We start from the raw sequence: 17,580 nt of genomic DNA, 5'->3' as shown, positions 1-17,580 counted from the left end.
CCGGGCGTGTTGAATGCGCGGGGGGGCCGGGGTCTCTGCCCCCTGGGCGGGGGGGGGTTGGGCGCCCGCGCGCCCCGGGGGGGGGGGGGGGGGGCCCCCCCGAACCCGGCGCGCACGGATCGGGTGCGGGCCACCTGCGTCGATCGCCGCCCGCACCACTTAGACTCACGGCCCGTGAGCCTCACCCTCGGAATCGTCGGGCTGCCCAACGTCGGCAAGTCCACCTTGTTCAACGCCCTCACCAGCAACGACGCGCTCGCGGCGAACTACCCGTTCGCGACGATCGAGCCGAACGTGGGTGTGGTGCCGTTGCCCGACCCCCGACTGGCCGAGCTCGCCGAGCTGTACGGCTCCGAGAAGCTGGTGCCCGCCACCGTGTCCTTCGTCGACATCGCCGGCATCGTGAAGGGCGCCTCCGAAGGCCAGGGCCTCGGCAACAAGTTCCTCGCGAACATCCGCGAAGCCGACGCCATCTGCCAGGTCATCCGCGTGTTCGACGACCCGGACGTGGTGCACGTCGACGGCAACGTCGACCCGTCCAGCGACATCGAGACGATCAACACCGAGCTGATCCTCGCCGACCTGCAGACCCTGGACAAGGCGCTGCCGCGGCTGGAGAAGGAAGCCCGCACCCACAAGGACAAGCGTCCTGCGCTGGACGCGGCCAACGAGGCGAAGCGCGTCCTCGACGAGGGCACCACCCTGTTCGCCGCGAAGCTGGCCGACGTCCCGGAACTGCGCGAGCTGAACCTGCTCACCACCAAGCCGTTCCTGTACGTGTTCAACGCCGACGAAGGCGTGCTCTCCGACGAGGCCCGCAAGCAGGAGCTGCGCGACCTGGTCGCCCCCGGCGACGCCGTGTTCCTCGACGCCAAGGTCGAGTCCGAGCTGATCGAGCTCGACGAGGAATCGGCCCGCGAACTGCTGGAATCGGTCGGCCAGCCGGAGCCGGGCCTGCACGCCCTGGCCCGCGCCGGGTTCCACACCCTCGGCCTGCAGACCTACCTGACGGCGGGCCCGAAGGAGGCGCGCGCCTGGACCATCCCGCAGGGCGCGACCGCCCCGCAGGCCGCGGGCGTGATCCACACCGACTTCGAGCGCGGCTTCATCAAGGCCGAGATCGTGTCCTTCGCCGACCTGATCGAGGCCGGTTCGATGAACACCGCGCGCTCCGGCGGCAAGGTCCGCATGGAGGGCAAGGACTACATCATGGCCGACGGAGACGTCGTCGAGTTCCGCTTCAACGTGTGATCGGAGCCGTCGCGTCCGCTCGCGGTGTTGAGTCCGGCCGTGGCCGACCTCGATCCTCGGCCACGAGCGCTCGAACCCGTGGGGACGGCGCTGGCGGCGCAGCGCGTGGACGGTGCTACTGCTGCTCGGGAGCACCGGGGCAGGTCGCGGGGATCAGTGCCTGCCGTGAACTCCTGCGCCCGCAGGCTCAGCTCCTACGATCCGGCTTCGTGCGCAGTGCCTCCAGTCCTCCTACCAGGACTGACACGGCGAGTTCGGTCGTGGCGTCCCGGTCGTCGCGCCAGTGTTCGACGGACGCCGCGTAGCCCGGAAGCGCGTCGCGGATGGTGTCCGACATCGTCGGCGCGGGGAGTCCCTGGGCGAGGCCGAAGGCCTGGAACTCGATCATCGCGATGATCGGGCGCAGCTGGTCCGAGGGGAAGTCTCCGCGCACGAGAGCGGTGAACACGGGCTCGTAGGCGGCGATGGAGCGCTCATCGGCGAACGTGGTGTCGAAGATCAGCGGCAGGATCCGCCGGTGCCTGGTGTAGAGACCCGCGAGGCCGCGCAGCAGCGCGCCGACGGCTTCGCGCCAGTCGTGCGCGTCGGGGGTCTCCATCTGTTCGAGCATCCGTCGGCGGGCGAGGTCGATGACGTCGCCCCGCCCGCCGACGTGGCTGTAGAGCGAGGACGGGGCGACGCCCAAGTGCTTGGCCAGCTGGACCATCTGGATGTCCCCGGTGGTGTCGACGAGCGCGAGCGCTCCGTCGGCGATGATCTCTGCCGACAGCAGCGGCACCTTCGGTCTGGCCATCCTCGTTCGTTCCTTCGTCGGTCGGGTCGCGCGTCAGCGTAGGCCGAAGCCGCGCCGCTGGAGCGTCGGGCGCAGGTTCTCCCGCCCGTCCATGTAGTCGAAACCGGTGCCGGTCACGACGGCCTCGGCCCAGGTCTTGTCCCGCAGGCCGTTCTCCGTCCGGAACACCGTGGTGGCGGCCTCATAATCGCGCACCCATTCCGCGTGGTCGGCGTGGTCGTACTTCTCGTGGTGGAGGACGACGTTCTGCGCTGGGCGCGGACGCACGGCGCTGGGCCGGGTCTCGTCCGGAATGCCGATGGCGGTGCCGAAGACGACGTAGGCGTACGGCGGGAGGTCGACGAGTTCGGCGAGCTCCTCGGCGTGGTTGCGCAGCGAGCCGAGGTAGACCCCGCCCAGGCCCAGGGACTCCGTGGCGACCATCCCGTTCTGGGCGGCCAGCGCCGCGTCGACGGAGGCCATCAGGAAGGCGTCCAGGTAGTCGGTGACGACCGGGTCGCCGCCGTGGGCGGAGCTGATCGCGTGGCTGCGCGACATGTCGGCCACCCAGAGGAGGACGGTCGGGGCATCGGCGACGAAGTCGTAGCCGCCGCCGTCCGTGCGGGCGCTGCGGGTGAGCCTCGCCAGCTCGCGCTTGGTCTCCGGCTCCGAGATCGCGACGACGCTCCACTGGTGCAGGTTCGAGGAGGTGGACGCCGACTGGGCGGCGGCGACGATCGTCTCGAGCGCCCCCTCGGGGACCGGCTCATCGGTGAAGGCCCGCACGGAGCGGTGGGCGAGGAGGGCCTCGACCTGCTGGTTCCACAAGATCGTGGCGGGAGCGGGCTGATCCCCGTAGCGGGCGCGCAGGAGTGCATCGTGCTTCGGCATGCTCACGGTCCTTCTTTCCGAATCGGATTCGGTTATTCCAACTCGCCGCGCACCGGCGGCATTCCCGGCTCCGCGGACCGGGGCGCATGACCTCGCGCACACGACGGGCGGGTGCTGGTCCGGCGCGAGCCGGGCGAACGTGGGCGACAACACGCTCGCCGCACGGCTAAGGTCCACGGACGTCGCGGGGCCGGATCGACTTGCCCGCTCCGCTGCGAACCGAACGACGAGACCGCGTCGGATGCGAACGGCTGGGGAGGACATCGCTGACGTGCGCGTCTTCCTGGCATCGCACCGAGTCCGCTGGATCAAGCAGGTCGCCGGCGGCCACGCGCTCCCGGGCACGTGGTCCTCCGGACCGGAATTCGGGCGAACTCCGCTGGATCGCGCAGGTCGTCGTGGCTGAGCCGAGGATCCGCGACTCGACGGGGCCCGAGGAGCACCCGGAACTCGTGCGGATCTGGCGCAGCGCCGTCGATGCCACCCACGCGTTCCTCGATCCGCGGCACCGTGCGGAGATCGAGGAACGCCTGCCCGTCGGGCACTTCCCGCAGGTGCGGCTCAGCGTCGCCGAACTCGGCGGTGCGCCGGTCGGTTTCGCGGGCACGTCCGGGACGAGCCTGGAGATGCTGTTCGTCGACGCGGCGCACCGCGGGCGAGGAGTGGGCCGAGCCCTCCTCGCGCACGCGGTGGCCGAGCTCGGGGTGACGTCCGTGGACGTCAACGAGCAGAACGAGCAGGCCGTCGGGTTCTACCTCCGGCACGGGTTCACCGTCACCGGCCGCAGCGAGCTCGACGATGCGGGGCGTCCGTACCCGCTGCTGCGGATGTCCCGCGACGGGCGGGCGCGGTGACCGGCCGCTCGTCGCCCCGGGTTCAGGCTCGGGTGCTGCGCAGCGCCTTGGTGCAGGTGATCGGTTCGCCTGACTCGCCGGTGCGCCGGCCCGAGGTGAACTCCGCGTACTCCGGGCCGTCCACGGCGTACAGGGCCAGGCGGCCGCGGGCGTCTGCGTGGATGCCCCAGCCGTAGCGCTTGCCCAGCGGCGAGGAGCGCAGGCAGGCCCTGCTCCGCGCGAAGAACTCCCGGCGGGCGTCCGCCCGCTCCTCGTCCGGGATGGCGGCGCGGTCCGCGAAGACGGTGAAGATGACGTCACCGGACGTGAACTCGTACGGGTGCTCGGCGATCAGCCGGTAGGTGCGCGCTGCCACCGACGGCGCCTCTGCGTTCAGCGGGGGCACCGTCGCGGTGGTGACCGGGCAGTCCTCGGCCACCTCGATAAACGTGTTCGTGCGATCGACCCGTTCCACGCCCGGAACGGTACGCCGGGGGACCGACGGCGGATGGGGAAGCGGCCGTTCCTCGATTCCGGTGCTCCTTGCCTCGGACCGCGATCGGCTGACCCCCGATCGATGACGAACACCCGGCGAACGCGATTCCCCGACCCGCCGCCGCACCCCGCTCGGGCACGTCCGAGTGAAAGGCGTGCGGGGTCGGTAGCGCAGCGCGGCCCGCCGCGAACTGCGGGCGGCGCACCCCGGCACAGCTGAGTCGCACGCCATGACCAGGCGATTTACGTTGTGCGCATGCAGCACATCACCTTGATCTGCGGAGACTGCAACGGCAAGGGGTGCAGCAACTGCGGCGGCACCGGCACGATCACCATCGTCGAGGACTAGGACCGCGCCGAGCGGCCGCGAAACCCGCCCCGAGCAGGCCGTGCGCGGCGGGCAACGCTGCTAGCGTGCCGAAATGGCCGCCAACGGGACCGTCCTGGTCATCGGAGCCGGGGTGATCGGGCTCAGCACCGCCGTGATCCTCGCCGAATCCGGCGTGCCGGTGCGCGTGCGCACCGACGAGCCACCCGCCGACACCACCTCCGCCGTCGCCGGCGCGATCTGGGGGCCGGCGCTGCTGCAACCCGCCGACCGGGTGCGCCGGTGGGTCGCCGACACCTACCGCGCGCTGGTCGAACTGGCCGCCGACGACACCAGCGGAGTGCACCTCGCCACCGGGCGGATGGCCGCCCGCGTCGACCTCGGCGACCAGCTGCCGCCCGAAGCGCTGCTGCTGCCCGACCTGCGCCGCTGCACCCCGGACGAGCTGCCCGCCGGGTTCCGCAGCGGCTACCGGGCGACGCTCCCGCTGATCGACATGCCGCGCTACCTCGAACACCTCACCGGGAGACTGCTCGCCGCCGGCGGCGAACTGCTGATCAGCCCGGTGTCCTCGCTGGCCGACGCCGCGGCCGAAGCGGACCGCATCGTCAACTGCACCGGGGTCGGCGCGCACGAGCTCGTCGGCGACCCCGGCGTGCGGCCCGTGCGGGGGCAGCACGTCCTCGTCCGCAACCCCGGCATCAGCGAGTACTTCGTCGAAGTCGGCGCCGGACCCGAGTTCACCTCGTACGTCCCGCACGGCGACCAAGTCGTGCTCGGCGGCGTCGCGGGCGAGCACGACTGGTCCCGCGCACACGACCGCGACGACAGCGCCGCCGTGCTGCGCCGCTGCGCGCAGGTCGAACCGCTGCTCGCCGGCGCCGAAGTCCTCGGCGAGACCGTCGGACTGCGCCCCGGGCGCGACGCCGTGCGGCTCGAAACCGAACGGTTCGGCGGCGCCACCGTCGTGCACGACTACGGGCACTCCGGCTGCGGGGTGTCGCTGTCCTGGGGCTGCGCCGCCGAAGCCGCCGGGCTCGTCCTCGGCCGACCGGTGCGCTGACCGGCTCACGTCAACGCGTCGACCACCCCGTCGATCTCCTCCGCCAGCGTGAAGTCCTTCGCGGTGAGGCCACCCGCCGAATGCGTCGAGAGGGCGAACACGACGGTGCGCCAGCGGATGTCCAGATCCGGGTGGTGGTTCTCGCTCTCCGCGATCTCCGCGACCCGGTTCACCGCCTGGATGGCCTGCGGGAAGCTCGCGAACTCCACGCTCCGCACGATCGTGGTGCCGTCCTGGGCCCACTCCGGTAGCCGGGACAGCGATTCGGCGACCTGGGTGTCGTTCAGCAGTTCGGTCATGCCCACATGGTGGTCGTCGGACGGCCGGAACGCGACCGTCGACCCCCGGCTCGGTGGCGGCACGTAGACTGCCGGTCGCCACGGGAGTCCAGCGCGCTGGGCTGAGAGGAGGGGCGCATCCCCTCGACCGTCCGCACCTGAACCGGATCATGCCGGCGCAGGGAGGTGTCGCGATCAGCTCGAGTTCGCACGCGTGGCCGAGACCGGTGTGCTACTCGGGAGGACCGTTGAACCCCTTACTGCGCTGGGCCGCGGCACTCGCCGCCGCCGCGCTCACCACCGGATGTTCGCTCATCGGGAGCTCCGGCGATGACACCGCGGCGCGCACCGTCACCCTCGTCGCGCACGACTCGTTCGTCGCCGACCCGGCGCTGCTCGCCGACTTCGAGAAGCGCAGCGGCATCCACCTGGAGATCCGCAACAGCGGTGACGCCGGAGAGCTGACCAACAAGTTGGCGCTGTCCAAGGCGGCACCGCTCGGCGACGTCGCCTACGGCGTGGACTCCACCTTCGCCTCCCGCGCGCTGCGCGCCGACGTGTTCGCCCCGTACCGGCCCGCCGCCGCCGACCGCGGACCGCAGCGCTACGCCCAGGACCAGCAGAACCGGCTCACCGCCGTCGACGTCGCCGACGTGTGCCTCAACATCGACACCGCCTGGTTCGCCGCGCACCGGCTGCCGGAGCCGACGACGCTGCGCGACCTCACCGATCCCCGCTACCGGGACCTGACCTCGATGCCGGACCCGACGACGTCCTCCCCTGGATTGGCGTTCCTGCTCGGCACCATCGACGCCTTCGGCGAGCCCGGTTGGCAGGACTACTGGCGCGCCCTCGACGCCAACGGCGTGCGGCTGTCCTCCGGCTGGGAAGAGGCCTACAACCAGGACTTCTCCGGTTCCACCGGCCAGGGGCCGCGACCGATCGTGCTGTCCTACGCGTCCTCGCCCGCCGCCGAGGTCGACGAGAACGGTGCGCCGCGCACCAAGGCCCTGCTCGACACCTGCTACCGGCAGGTCGAGTACGCGGGCGTGCTCACCGGCGCGAAGGACCCGCAGGCGGCGCGGGAAGTGGTGGACTTCCTGCTCTCGCCCGAGTTCCAAGGTCAGGTCGCCGACCAGATGTACGTGTACCCCGCGGTCGACGGGGTGCCGCTGCCCGAAGGCTGGGCGGCCAGCGCGCCGCTGCCGTCGCGGCCCGCGGAACTGCCCGCCGACGAGGTGGAGAACAACCGGGACCGGTGGGTCGAGCAGTGGCGGACGCTGGTCCGGGGATGACCGGCGAACTCCGCCGCCGGGTTCCGGTGGCGCTGGCCGCGGCGGTCGTCCTCGGCTTCCTCGGGGTCTTCTTCGCCTGGCCCGTCGCGGCGATCATCGGGCTGGGCGTGCGCGGCGACGTCGGAGCGGTGCTCGCCGAGCCGGCCACTTGGCGGCTCGTCGGCTTCACCCTCGGGCAGGCCGCCGCGTCCACCGCGGTCGCGCTGCTCTGCGGGCTGCCGCTCGCCTACGTGCTCGCCAGGCTCGTCCTGCCCGGCACAGGGCTGCTGCGGGTCGCGGTGACCGTGCCGTTCGTGCTGCCGACGATCGTCGTGGGCATGGCCTTCCGCGCGTTGTTCGGCGCCGACGGGGGAGTGCTGCCGATCGTGCTGGCCAACGCGTTCTTCAACGTCGCCGTCGTCGCGCGCACCGTCAGCGGGTTGTGGGGGCACCTGGACCGGCGGATGGAGGACGCCGCCCGATCGCTGGGAGCCGGGCGGCTGCGCACCTTCACCTCGGTGACGCTGCCCGCGCTGCTGCCCGCGCTCGGATCGGCGGCGGCCGTCGTGTTCCTGTTCAGCGCCACCAGCTTCGGGGTGGTGCTGGTGCTCGGCGGCGGTCGGCTGCGCACCCTGGAGACGGAGATCTACCTGCGCACCGTGCAGCTGCTGGACCTGCCCGGCGCCGCGGCGCTGTCCCTGCTGCAGCTGGTCGCCGTCGTCGCCGCCCTGCTCGTGGCCACCATCGCGCGCCGCCGTCGGGAGACCGCGCTGCGGCTGCGCGCGCCCGCGACCACCGCCCGGCCGCCGCAAGGCGCCGAGTGGTGGATCGTCGGGCTCGCCGGTGCGGTGCTGTGCGGGCTGCTCGCGCCGATCGTCTCCCTGCTGGCGCGGTCGGTGTCCACCAGGGACGGGTGGGGGCTCGCGGGCTACCGCGCGCTGCTGGGCACCGGGCAGCCCGGGACCCTGGAGGTCACCGGGCTCGAAGCCGCGCTGAACTCGGTGCGCACCGCGGTCGACGCCACCTGGATGGCGCTGCTGCTCGGGCTGCTCGCCTCGTTCGTGCTCGTCGCCGTGCGCCGCAGGTTCGTCGCGGAGAGCCTCGACCTCGCGCTGATGCTGCCGCTGGGGGTGTCCGCGGTGACGGTCGGCTTCGGCTACCTGATCACGCTCGGCTCGCTGCCCGGCGAGCTGCGCACCTCGCCGCTGCTCGTGCCGTTCGCGCAGGCCCTGGTGGTGACACCGCTGGTGATCCGCACCGTGCTGCCGGTGCTGCGGGCCATCGACGACCGGCTGCGGCAGGCCGCGGCGACGCTCGGCGCCGGGCCGTGGCGGGTGCGGCGCGAGATCGACTTCCCGCTCGCGGTGCGTTCCGTGCTGGCCGCCGCCGGGTTCGGGTTCGTCGTGGCGCTCGGGGAGTTCGGCGCCACCAGCTTCCTCGCCAGGCCCGATGCGCCGACGCTGCCGGTGGCCATTGCGCGGCTGCTCGGCAGGCCGGGCGAACTCAACTCGCAACTCGCCTACGCCGCCTGCGCGCTGCTGATGGTCGTCACCGTGCTCGGCGTGGTGCTCATCGAGCGGCTGCGGGTGGGCACCGACGCCGTGGAGGACTTCTGATGGGGCTGGAAGTGCAAGGGCTCACCGTCCGCTTCGGCGGCACCACGGTGGTGCGCGACGTGCGGCTCTCCGTGCTGGACGGCGAAGTGCTGGCGCTGCTCGGACCGTCCGGCTGCGGGAAGTCGACCCTGCTGCGAGCGGTCGCCGGGCTCGAACGGCCCACCGCGGGCGAGGTGCGGTGGAACGGGCGGGACCTCGCCTCGGTGCCGGTGCACCACCGCCGGTTCGGGCTGGTCTTCCAGGACGGGCAGCTGTTCCCGCACCGGAACGTGGCGGGCAACGTGGCGTTCGGGCCGCGGATGCGCGGCGTCGGCGGTGCGGAGCGAACGGCGCGCGTCGCCGAGCTGCTGGAGCTGGTCGGGCTGGCCGGCTACGAGGACCGCCGGGTCACCGACCTGTCCGGAGGCGAGGCGCAGCGGGTCGCGCTGGCCCGCGCGCTCGCCGCCGATCCGGAGCTCCTGCTGCTGGACGAACCGCTCTCCGCGCTGGACCGGATGCTGCGGGAACGGCTCGCGGTGGACCTGGCGGCGCTGCTCGGCCGCGGCGACTCGACCGCACTCGTCGTCACGCACGACCACGACGAGGCGTTCACCCTCGCCGACCGGGTCGCCGTGATGTCCCGCGGCACGATCTTGCAAGCCGACACTCCCGACCTGTTGTGGCGGCACCCGGCGGACGAGGAGGTGGCCGCGTTCCTCGGCTGCACCACGTTCCTGCCCGCGGAGGTCCGCGACGGCGTGGCGACGTGCGCGCTGGGCACCGTCGACGTGACCGCGAAGGACGGTCCGGCGCGGCTCGGGCTGCGCGCCGCCGGAGTTCGCGCCCGGGGCACCCGGCCCGGAAATCCCGGTGCGACGGGCCCGCTGGGGGAGGTGCGGGAACGGGTGCACCGGCACGACCACGTCCGGCTCGCGGTCGCCGTACCGGAACTCGGTCAGGTGGAGGCCGTCGCGCACATCGCCGACGCCCCCGCGGTCGGCGACGAGGTCGGACTGCGCCTCGACCCCGACGGCGTCGCGCTCGTCGGTGGCGACTGACCGAGCCGGGTCGCCCCGGCCTCGCGCGCCCGATGGGGTACGCGCACCGGCGCGGTGGTCCCCGGTCGTGGACCCACCGTGCCGGCCCCGCCCGGGTCAGACGTCCCGGGTGACCATGCGCAGCACCGTCGCCGAGAGGCCGATGGCCAGGTAGCACCCTGCGCGCAGCAGTCCCGTGGACAACGTGTCCGTGAAGATCGGATCCCGCAGCACGTCGATCACGGCCGACCAGTCGGTGGTGATCAGCAGCGGACGCATCCACTCCAGCGAAGGCACGGTCCCCAGCACGCCGAACACGATCAGCCCCGCCATCGTCCCGGTCATCACCACCAGCGGGTGCTCGGTCAACGAGGACAGCGCCAATGCCACCGCCCCGACCGCAGCCATCTGCGCCGCGCACCACAGCACCGCCAGCAGGATGCGCACCAGCGCCGCCCCGATCGACAGCGTGGTGCCGGACAACGTCACCAGGCCGTCACCGCCGACGATGATCAAACCGGTGAGCAGGCCGCTGACCGCCAGCACGAGCACCGACAGCAGCACCATCAGCAGCACGCCCGCCGCTTTCACCCCCACCAAGCGGACCCGGCCGATCGGCGCGATCAGCAGCCCTCGCAGCGTGCCGTGCGAAGCCTCGCCCGCGATCGCGTCCGCCGCGACCATCGCCACCACCAGCGGCAGCAGCATCGTCTGCGCCAGCACGATGCTCGCCACCGGCAGCACCAGCCCGTTGCCCGCGACCGCGCTCAACACCGACGGCCCGCCACCACCACCGGGCCCGCCGGTCAACGCGATGCCCACGCCGATCAGCACTGGCAGCCCCGCCAGCATCAGCAGTGCGAGCAGGTTCCGCGGTCGCCGCAGCACCCAGCGGAACTCCGCGAACAGCACCCGCCCCAGCGGTGCCGAGCGGCGCGCCTTCGGCGCCTCGGCCACCTCGGCCGGTGCGGTGGCGGTCATGATTCCTCCTCGGTGAGCCGGGCGAACAGGTCTTCCAGGCCCGCACGTCCGCGTCGTGCCTCGTGCACCCCGACTTCGGCGCGGACCAGCGTCGCCACCACTTCTGGAGCGTCCACTTCGGACAGCTCCACGCGCAGCGCGCCCTGCTCCGCCCGGGCGGAGATCCCGCTGTCCCGCAGCGCGTCCAGCCCGGCATCGAGGTCCGGGGTGGAGATCATCAGGTGCGGTCCGCCCGATTCCAGCAGGCTCGCCAGCTCGCCTTGCGCGACCAGCGTGCCCCGGTGCAGCACCGCCACGTGAGTGCAGGTCGCCTCCACCTCGGACAGCAGGTGCGAGGACACCAGCACGGTCGTGCCGACGGCGTGCAGCTCGGCGATGATCTGGCGGATCTCCCTGGTGCCCGCCGGGTCCAGCCCGTTGGTGGGCTCGTCGAGCACCACCAGTTCCCGCGGCACCAGCAGGGCCGCGGCCAGCCCCAGCCGTTGCTTCATGCCCAGCGAGTAGCCGCGGAACCGGCGGCCCGCGGCGGCCGTCAGCCCGACGCGGTGCAGCGCTCCGTCCACCGCCGCCCGGAGGTCGGCACCCGCCAGGTCGGGCTCCATCGCGGCGCACCGCAGCAGGTTCTCCCGGCCGGACAGGAACGGGTGGAAGCCCGGTCCCTCGACGAGCGCCCCGACGCGGGGCAGCACCCGGTCGGCCTCGTCCGGCAGCGCGCGGCCCAGCAGTTCGACCGAGCCCGCCGTGGGCCTGATCAAGCCCAGCAGCATCCGGATCGTGGTGGTCTTGCCGGATCCGTTCGGCCCCAGAACCCCGACCACCGCGCCGCGGGGAACGGCGAGATCGATGCCCGCGACGGCCACGGTGTCGCCGTAGGCCTTGCGCAGGCCGGAGGTCCGCGCGGCGTACACCTCGACCGCGGGGGGGGCGGACGTGGCCGCCCCCGCCTGCTCGGCCTGTTCGGCCACTTCGGTCATCACGGAGTCCCGACCGCGGTGGTGAGCACCTGCTCGGGAACCGCACCGGCCGCGACGCGGCCGTCGGAGGTGACCAGGGCGGACCCGACCTTCGTGCTGATCAGCCAGCCGTCGCCCCACGGTCCGCTGACCGGCTTGCCCAGCTGCTGCGCCAGCGCCTGCGGGTTCGCCCGCTCACCACCGCGCTGCCCGTCCTCGCCGCGCGGCGACTCGGCCCGCTCCGGCTGCTGCGGCAGGTGCGCGACGAGCACCGTGTCCCAGCCGTCGCCGACGACGGTCGGGTGCTGCCCGGCGTGCTCCGGACGGCCCTCCGGCCGGGCTTCCCGGTGGTGCCGATCCCCGGCCGGGGCCTCTTCGACCTTCGTGCCGGCCGGTGGGGTGAAGCGGAACATCGCCGGGTCCGGCTGGGACAGGTCCAGCTCGGAGAACCCGGCGCGCAGCGCCGGTTCGTCCGAGCCGTTGGTCAGCACGGTGACCTCCAGCGGCGAGCGGGTCTCCGCGTCCACCGCCAGCCGGACCTCCCGCAGCACGGTGCGCTCGGTCGGCTTCGGTGTCAGCACGAGCTCGTAGGCGTCCCGGCCCGCGACGGTCGCGGTGCCGTCCACGGCGACGTCGCTGGTCTGCCGCAGCTGTTCGACGATGCTCCGGGAGAGCGCCGCCGGGTCCTGGTCCGCCGCACCGCGGCCGTGGCCGAGCGGGCCGCGAGCATCCTCGTCCCCCGCGTTCGCGGGCTTGGTGGCCCGGGTCGCGGTGCGGGATTCCGAGTCCCACTTCCACAGCGCGGTCCCGTCGTCGACGACGGTCACCTCGCCGGAGGACGAGGGCAGCGCGGCGCGCTTGTGCCCCTGCCCGTCGTTCCACACCCGGAGCGTGCTGGTCCCGTCGCCCAACATCGAGCCGGCGCCGCCGTCGACGCCGGGCAGCGCCGGGAGGCCGAGCGCGTTGTCCACCCGCACCGTTCCGGTCAGCGCCGGGGTAGTCGAGGTCAGCACCGATTCCACCAGCGCTTCGGGCGCGACCGGCGGCAGCTGCGGGTCCTCGTCCGCGCCGGCAGGCAGGCTCAGCGCGGTGAGGCCGAGCAACCCGGCCAGCCCGCCCGCCGACGCGGCGACTACGACGTTCCTGCGTTTCATGCGGTCCTCCTGGTGATCCGATCCGCTGCCCCGAGCGTGATCCCGCGCAGCTGAGATGGTCCTGAGAGCGGTCCGATCGAGCTGAGAAGGATCTCAGGGGTGGCTGCGCGCGGTGGTGCGGCGACGGCATGCTGAGCAGATGCAGCCGCGGGTGTTGGTGGTCGACGACGAACCGGGAGTCCGGACCGCGCTGCGGCGCGGCCTGACCGCCGAGGGCATGGAGGTCGCGGTCGCGGTCGAGGGAGTGGAGGCGTTGCGGCTCGCCGCCACCGGGTCCTTCGACGTCGTGGTGCTGGACGTGATGCTCCCCGGCCTGTCCGGGTACCGCGTGCTGGAGCGCCTGCGCGGCCAGGGGATCACGACCCCGGTCCTGCTGCTGTCCGCGAAGGACGGCGAGGTCGATCAAGCCGACGGGCTGGACCTCGGTGCCGACGGCTACTTGGTCAAGCCGTTCTCCTTCCTGGTGCTGACCGCGCAGGTCCGGGCCCTGGCACGTCGCGGCGAGAGCTCCGCGCGGCACGCCAGGTTGCGCGTGGGCGAGCTGGAGATCGACCGCGATGCCCGTGAGGTGAGCTGGGCCGGATCACCGGTGGCGCTCTCCCCGCGCGAGTACGGGTTGCTGGTCGCGCTGGCGAGCCGTCCGGGCACCGTGGTGCCGAAGGAGGACCTGCTGCGCCAGGTGTGGGGCGCGGACCAGTTCGTCACCCGCAACGTGGTCGAGGTCTACGTCGGTTACCTGCGGCGCAAGCTCACCGCGGCGGGCGCCGGGCACCTGGTGCGCACGGTCCGCGGCCACGGTTACCAGGTCAGCGTCGAACCGGACCAGGACGAGGTCGCCGCCGCCGAACCGACGAAGCCACGCGGTGGGGACGGTTCCCGGTGAACTGGTCGCCCCTGCGGCGGCTGCGGACGTGGTGGTCGCGCCGCACCCTCCGGTTCCGGACCAGCGCGGTCGCGACGGCGGTGGCCCTCGTCGGGTTCGGCGTGCTCGCGCACTTCGGCGTCGGCTTGATGAGCTGGCTGCTCGTCGAATCCGTGGACGCGGAGTTGAACGGCAAGGTCGAGGTCGCGGCGCGGCAGGTCGCCACCGGGACACCGCCGCGCGAGGTGGCGGGCGGTGAGGTCCGGGTGCTGGACACCTCGGGCGTCCCGGTCGATTCCCTGCCGGACCCGCGGCTGGGGCGGTCGAACATCAGCGAGCTCAAGAGCGGCGAGGGCGTCGTCGAGTGGTCCGCGGACGGCCCGGCCCGAGGCCTCTACCGCTGGGTCGGGACCGTGGTGCCCGACCCGGCGGGCGATCCGCGGCTGGTGCTGGGCGGCGCGCACCTGATCGGCCATTCCGACACGGTGCGCTCGGCGGGCCGCGCCCTGGCGCTCGGCTCGATCATCGCCGCGGGTGCTGTCGGCGTCGCGACCTGGTTGGTGGTGCGCCGGTCGCTGCGCCCGGTGGAGCGGATGCGGGTGGCCGCGGTGCGGTTGCCGGAGGGGCGTCGACTGCCGGTGCCGGCGGCCGACGACGAGCTGCGCGCGCTCGCGGAAGCGCTCAACGAGATGCTGGCCCGCCGCGACGGCGACACGGAGTGGCTGCGCCGGTTCACCGGCGATGCCGCGCACGAGCTGCGCAACCCGGTCGCCTCGATCCGGGCGCAGGCCGAGGTCGCCGTGGTGCACCCCGACCCGGAGCTCGCGCAGGAGACCCTCCAGGACATCGCCGCCGAGGCGCAGCGGATGTCGGAGCTGGTGGACGGACTGCTCGCGCTGGCCAGGGCCGAGTCCGGTTCCCAGCCGCCGCAGCAGCCGATCGAGCTCGGCAGCGCCGTGCGCGCGGCCGCCGACCGGGCCAACCTGCGGGGCGGCCGGCCCCGGGTCCAGGTCACCGCGCCCACCGGGAGCGTCGTGATCCTCGCCGGTGCCGCCGAGGTGGCCACCGTGCTGGACAACGTGATCGGGAACGCGCTGCGGCACGCGCGGGCGCTGGTCCGGGTGTCGTTGCTCCCGGCGGCCGAGAGCGTCCGGCTGGTCGTGGACGACGACGGGCCGGGGATCCCCGCCGAGCACCGGACGCGGGTGTTCGACCGGTTCCACCGGGTGCAGCCGGACCGGGCCCGCCGCACCGGCGGCGCCGGGCTGGGACTGGCTCTGGTGGCCGAAGCCGTGCGCGGCCGGGGCGGTTCGGTGCACGCGGCGGAGTCGCCCGAAGGCGGTGCCCGCATCGAGATCCGCTGGCCGTTGCCCGGCCCGCTGCGCCCCGCGCCCCGCGGGGGTTGAGACCGTCGCGAGCGCGCCGCGCAGCCGACGGGCGACCGCGCGCAGCCGGCGGAACGCGCCCGGGGCTCGGGCGCGGGTCGCCTCCCGGAACGGGAACCACCCCGGGGACCGCTCCGCGCGGCGTGCGGCAGGATGTCCCCACGTGTCGGTGTTGCGAAGCACAGGTCTGGTGGCGGCCCCGCTGCGAACGGTCGGGGCGGCGTTGCGCCACACCCGCACCGCGGAGGAGGGCCTGCGGCAACTGGGCATCCAGGGCCGGGCGCTGACGCCCGCCGCCGAACTCCTCGTCCCGGGGGACGACCTCGCCTTCCGGTGGACGAAGGTCCCGGCGGCACGGCTGCGCACTCGCATCGTGCGGGCCGACGCGGATCGGTTGGAATCGGTGCTCATCGCTGGTCCTCTCCAGGAGTTGCGGCACGAATCGGTGCTGGCCGAAGCCGGTGGCCACACGCTGCTGACCGACTCGCTGCGCTGGACGACGCCGTTCGGCGCGCTCGGGCGGCTGGTCGACGTGGCGCTGGCCCGTCGCGTGGTGCTGGCGGTGCTGGCGCGCCGGATGCGCGCGGTCGGTGCGCTCGCTGAGTCCTGGGCGGCGCGGCCGGTCGTGGTGGGGACGGCGATCACGCGGCGGGGGCGGCTGCTCGTGCAGCAGCGCCGGTTCCCCGCGCGGGACGCCGGTCGTTGGGAACTGCCCGGTGGCCGGGTGGAGCCGGGGGAGAGCGAGCAGGACGCGGTCGTCCGGGAGTGCAAGGAGGAGCTGGACGTGGAGGTAGTGCCGACCGGACGCGTCGGCACCGACGTGCCGCTGCGCGGCGGGATGCTGCTGCGGGTGCACACCGCGGAACTGGCCGACCCCGGCGTCGAGCCGCGGGCGGTGGAGCACCGGGCGGTGTGCTGGGCGACCCGGTCCGAACTGGGCGGGCTGGACTGGCTCGAAGCCGACCAGGTGCTGGCGCACTCGCTGCGCGAGCTGCCGCTGTGAGGTCTCGGCCGCCGCGTCGGAAGCCGTTCCGGCCGTGGTGTGCGTTCGCTGCGTTCATGCAGCAAGATTGCCGCGTTCGACCACCTGTTCGCCACGTTTCCAGCCCGAACTACTCGAACTGGTGAACGAACGCCCGGGCGGAGGCGATTCGGCGGTGCGGGTCGAGAACCCAGGTCAGGGGCCCGTGGGGCGCGCGGCGCCCGATCCCGGGCCCCCGGCCTCGGCTCGTTCGATCAGGGGACGTTCAACGCAACCCGGCGACCCGCATCGCGGCGTCCAGCCGCGGCCGGGCGCGCTCGGCCGCGCGGGCGGCGCCCTTCTCCCGCACCCGGTCCAGCTCGGCGGGGTCGTCCAGCAGCTCGCGGGCGCCGTCCCGGACCGGCCGCAGCAGCTCGACCACCGCCTCCGCCACGGTGTCCTTGAGCTGGGCGTACGTGCTCGCGGCCGAGCTCGCCGCGTACGGGCTGCCACCGGTGCAGGCGGCGAGGATCTCCAGCAGGTTCGCCACCGCGGGCTGCTCGTCCGGGTCGTAGCGGACCGAGGCCCGGTCGTCGGTGACGGCGCGGCGGAACTTGCGGCGCACCACGTCCGGTTCGTCCAGCACGAACACGACGCCCGCCTGCTGCTGCGCGGACTTCGCCATCTTGCGGGCCGGATCGGACAGGTCCCGGACCGAGGCGGCCGTCTTCGGCACCACGGCGCGCGGGACGACGAACACCTCCCCGCGGCCGCCGTTGAACCGCCTGGCCAGCGTGCGCGCCAGTTCGACGTGCTGGTTCTGGTCCACTCCGACCGGGACCTCGGTGGCGCCCTGCAGCAGGATGTCCGCCGCCATCAGCACCGGGTAGGTGAGCAGGCCGAGGCGCGCGCTGTCCTGCCCGGCGCCCTTCTCCTTGAACTGGATCATCCGGGCGGCCTCGCCGAAGCCGCAGGTGCACTCCAGGACCCAGTTCAGCGCGCCGAGCTCGCCCGCCAGGTCGGACTGCACGAACACCGAGTCGGCGGTGATGCCGCTCGCCAGCAGCACGGCCAGGTTCTCCCTGGTGAGGGCGCGCAGCCGCTCGGGCCGGTACGGCAGCGTCATCGCGTGCAGGTCGGAGATGAAGTACAGGTCCTCCGGGCCGCCCCCGGTCGCCCAGCGGCGCAGCGCGCCGAGGTGGTTGCCCAGGTGGACGTGGCCGGACGGGGTGATGCCGGACAAGCGGGTCACGATCTCTCCTCGGATCGACGGCCGCTCACCAGCCTGCACCGCGCATCGCCCGGTCGCCTGGTGGCGACCGATGTGCGTGCGGTTCAGCGCACGACGAGCCGGGGGGGGGGGGGGGGGGGGGGGGGGGGGGGGGGGGGCGGCGGGGCGGGGGGGGGGGCGGGGGGGGGCGGGGGGCGGGCGCCGGGGCGCGGGCGGCCGCGGCCGGGGGGGCGCAG

General features: G+C 73.6%; 17 protein-coding genes and 1 riboswitch. Of the genes, 9 read left to right on the top strand and 8 right to left on the bottom strand.

All coding sequences use genetic code 11. From position 1 onward, the window contains the following. Nucleotides 1-174 precede the first annotated feature (174 nt). The gene (ychF, locus tag LCD35_RS09270) at nucleotides 175-1,251 is read left to right on the top strand and encodes a redox-regulated ATPase YchF (protein WP_224956083.1); all 1,077 of its coding nucleotides are present in this window, start codon (nucleotides 175-177) and stop codon (nucleotides 1,249-1,251) included. Nucleotides 1,252-1,438: 187 nt separating this feature from the next. Here ychF and LCD35_RS09265 read toward each other — a convergent pair whose 3' ends face one another. Both LCD35_RS09265 and LCD35_RS09260 read right to left on the bottom strand, forming a co-directional pair. Beyond that, the gene (locus LCD35_RS09265; RefSeq protein WP_224956082.1) at nucleotides 1,439-2,044 is read right to left on the bottom strand and encodes a TetR/AcrR family transcriptional regulator; all 606 of its coding nucleotides are present in this window, start codon (nucleotides 2,042-2,044) and stop codon (nucleotides 1,439-1,441) included. A gap of 33 nt (nucleotides 2,045-2,077) precedes the next feature. Next, complete coding sequence (locus LCD35_RS09260) at nucleotides 2,078-2,914, bottom strand: NADPH-dependent oxidoreductase (protein WP_224956081.1); 837 nt, start codon at nucleotides 2,912-2,914, stop codon at nucleotides 2,078-2,080. A gap of 398 nt (nucleotides 2,915-3,312) precedes the next feature. On the opposite strand from LCD35_RS09260, the gene LCD35_RS09255 reads away from it, so the two are divergent. Next, a complete protein-coding gene (locus LCD35_RS09255; protein ID WP_224956080.1) occupies nucleotides 3,313-3,768 on the top strand; it encodes an acetyltransferase in 456 nt (151 codons plus the stop codon). Between the two features lie 22 nt (nucleotides 3,769-3,790). Here LCD35_RS09255 and LCD35_RS30420 read toward each other — a convergent pair whose 3' ends face one another. Continuing rightward, the gene (locus tag LCD35_RS30420) at nucleotides 3,791-4,222 is read right to left on the bottom strand and encodes a DUF6157 family protein (RefSeq protein WP_224956079.1); all 432 of its coding nucleotides are present in this window, start codon (nucleotides 4,220-4,222) and stop codon (nucleotides 3,791-3,793) included. Nucleotides 4,223-4,664: 442 nt separating this feature from the next. On the opposite strand from LCD35_RS30420, the gene LCD35_RS09245 reads away from it, so the two are divergent. Next, entirely contained in the window at nucleotides 4,665-5,633 is a 969-nt protein-coding gene (locus LCD35_RS09245; RefSeq protein WP_224977643.1) for an FAD-dependent oxidoreductase, read from the top strand. Nucleotides 5,634-5,638: 5 nt separating this feature from the next. Here the strand turns inward: LCD35_RS09245 and LCD35_RS09240 are convergent, their stop codons facing one another. Continuing rightward, on the bottom strand, nucleotides 5,639-5,932 hold the full coding sequence (locus LCD35_RS09240; protein WP_224956077.1) for a 4a-hydroxytetrahydrobiopterin dehydratase: 294 nt from the start codon (nucleotides 5,930-5,932) through the stop codon (nucleotides 5,639-5,641). Nucleotides 5,933-6,002: 70 nt separating this feature from the next. Continuing rightward, nucleotides 6,003-6,113: riboswitch (TPP riboswitch) on the top strand. Between the two features lie 46 nt (nucleotides 6,114-6,159). Here LCD35_RS09240 and LCD35_RS09235 point away from each other — a divergent pair. The 3 genes from LCD35_RS09235 to LCD35_RS09225 are packed head-to-tail and all read left to right on the top strand — an operon-like array spanning nucleotide 6,160 to nucleotide 9,838. After that, nucleotides 6,160-7,206, top strand: a complete 1,047-nt coding sequence (locus LCD35_RS09235) for a thiamine ABC transporter substrate binding subunit (RefSeq protein WP_224956076.1) — start codon at nucleotides 6,160-6,162, stop codon at nucleotides 7,204-7,206. Then, entirely contained in the window at nucleotides 7,203-8,801 is a 1,599-nt protein-coding gene (locus LCD35_RS09230; protein ID WP_224956075.1) for an iron ABC transporter permease, read from the top strand. Before LCD35_RS09235 ends, LCD35_RS09230 begins: the two co-directional genes overlap by 4 nt. Then, complete coding sequence (locus LCD35_RS09225) at nucleotides 8,801-9,838, top strand: ABC transporter ATP-binding protein (protein WP_224956074.1); 1,038 nt, start codon at nucleotides 8,801-8,803, stop codon at nucleotides 9,836-9,838. The genes LCD35_RS09230 and LCD35_RS09225 overlap by 1 nt, the downstream gene beginning before the upstream one ends. A gap of 96 nt (nucleotides 9,839-9,934) precedes the next feature. Here LCD35_RS09225 and LCD35_RS09220 read toward each other — a convergent pair whose 3' ends face one another. The 3 genes from LCD35_RS09220 to LCD35_RS09210 are packed head-to-tail and all read right to left on the bottom strand — an operon-like array spanning nucleotide 9,935 to nucleotide 12,905. Then, nucleotides 9,935-10,798 carry an ABC transporter permease gene (locus LCD35_RS09220; protein ID WP_224956073.1) on the bottom strand — a complete coding sequence of 288 codons (864 nt, stop codon included), beginning with the start codon at nucleotides 10,796-10,798 and terminating at the stop codon, nucleotides 9,935-9,937. Further along, the gene (locus LCD35_RS09215; RefSeq protein ID WP_224966081.1) at nucleotides 10,795-11,772 is read right to left on the bottom strand and encodes an ABC transporter ATP-binding protein; all 978 of its coding nucleotides are present in this window, start codon (nucleotides 11,770-11,772) and stop codon (nucleotides 10,795-10,797) included. Before LCD35_RS09215 ends, LCD35_RS09220 begins: the two co-directional genes overlap by 4 nt. After that, nucleotides 11,772-12,905 carry an outer membrane lipoprotein carrier protein LolA gene (locus LCD35_RS09210; protein WP_224966082.1) on the bottom strand — a complete coding sequence of 378 codons (1,134 nt, stop codon included), beginning with the start codon at nucleotides 12,903-12,905 and terminating at the stop codon, nucleotides 11,772-11,774. Before LCD35_RS09210 ends, LCD35_RS09215 begins: the two co-directional genes overlap by 1 nt. Nucleotides 12,906-13,044: 139 nt before the next feature. Here LCD35_RS09210 and LCD35_RS09205 point away from each other — a divergent pair, with 139 nt between their 5' ends. The 3 genes from LCD35_RS09205 (at nucleotide 13,045) to LCD35_RS09195 (ending at nucleotide 16,155) form a co-directional block, all read left to right on the top strand. Further along, nucleotides 13,045-13,788, top strand: a complete 744-nt coding sequence (locus LCD35_RS09205) for a response regulator transcription factor (RefSeq protein ID WP_224956070.1) — start codon at nucleotides 13,045-13,047, stop codon at nucleotides 13,786-13,788. Beyond that, nucleotides 13,785-15,173 (top strand): cell wall metabolism sensor histidine kinase WalK, encoded by a 1,389-nt coding sequence (locus LCD35_RS09200; RefSeq protein WP_224966084.1) that lies wholly within the window; start codon nucleotides 13,785-13,787, stop codon nucleotides 15,171-15,173. Before LCD35_RS09205 ends, LCD35_RS09200 begins: the two co-directional genes overlap by 4 nt. 142 nt (nucleotides 15,174-15,315) lie before the next feature. Further along, nucleotides 15,316-16,155 carry an NUDIX domain-containing protein gene (locus LCD35_RS09195; protein ID WP_225044039.1) on the top strand — a complete coding sequence of 280 codons (840 nt, stop codon included), beginning with the start codon at nucleotides 15,316-15,318 and terminating at the stop codon, nucleotides 16,153-16,155. A gap of 244 nt (nucleotides 16,156-16,399) precedes the next feature. Here the strand turns inward: LCD35_RS09195 and trpS are convergent, their stop codons facing one another. Next, nucleotides 16,400-17,365: a tryptophan--tRNA ligase gene (gene trpS / locus LCD35_RS09190; RefSeq protein ID WP_225044038.1), complete on the bottom strand. Its 966-nt coding sequence runs from the start codon at nucleotides 17,363-17,365 to the stop codon at nucleotides 16,400-16,402. Nucleotides 17,366-17,580 lie beyond the last annotated feature (215 nt).

This window comes from Saccharopolyspora sp. 6V (assembly GCF_020176785.1).
Classification (GTDB): Bacteria; Actinomycetota; Actinomycetes; order Mycobacteriales; family Pseudonocardiaceae; genus Saccharopolyspora_C; species Saccharopolyspora_C gregorii.
This window is presented reverse-complemented; position numbering and strand designations above follow the sequence as displayed.

Bases quoted from the DNA above. Each gene is read 5' to 3' on its own strand.
- LCD35_RS09265 (WP_224956082.1), bottom strand. From the start codon at position 2,044: ATGGCCAGACCGAAGGTGCCGCTGCTGTCGGCAGAGATCATCGCCGAC.
- LCD35_RS09260 (WP_224956081.1), bottom strand. From the start codon at position 2,914: ATGCCGAAGCACGATGCACTCCTGCGCGCCCGCTACGGGGATCAGCCC.
- LCD35_RS09245 (WP_224977643.1), top strand. From the start codon at position 4,665: ATGGCCGCCAACGGGACCGTCCTGGTCATCGGAGCCGGGGTGATCGGG.
- LCD35_RS09240 (WP_224956077.1), bottom strand. From the start codon at position 5,932: ATGACCGAACTGCTGAACGACACCCAGGTCGCCGAATCGCTGTCCCGG.
- LCD35_RS09230 (WP_224956075.1), top strand. From the start codon at position 7,203: ATGACCGGCGAACTCCGCCGCCGGGTTCCGGTGGCGCTGGCCGCGGCG.
- LCD35_RS09225 (WP_224956074.1), top strand. From the start codon at position 8,801: ATGGGGCTGGAAGTGCAAGGGCTCACCGTCCGCTTCGGCGGCACCACG.
- LCD35_RS09220 (WP_224956073.1), bottom strand. From the start codon at position 10,798: ATGACCGCCACCGCACCGGCCGAGGTGGCCGAGGCGCCGAAGGCGCGC.
- LCD35_RS09215 (WP_224966081.1), bottom strand. From the start codon at position 11,772: ATGACCGAAGTGGCCGAACAGGCCGAGCAGGCGGGGGCGGCCACGTCC.
- LCD35_RS09210 (WP_224966082.1), bottom strand. From the start codon at position 12,905: ATGAAACGCAGGAACGTCGTAGTCGCCGCGTCGGCGGGCGGGCTGGCC.
- LCD35_RS09205 (WP_224956070.1), top strand. From the start codon at position 13,045: ATGCAGCCGCGGGTGTTGGTGGTCGACGACGAACCGGGAGTCCGGACC.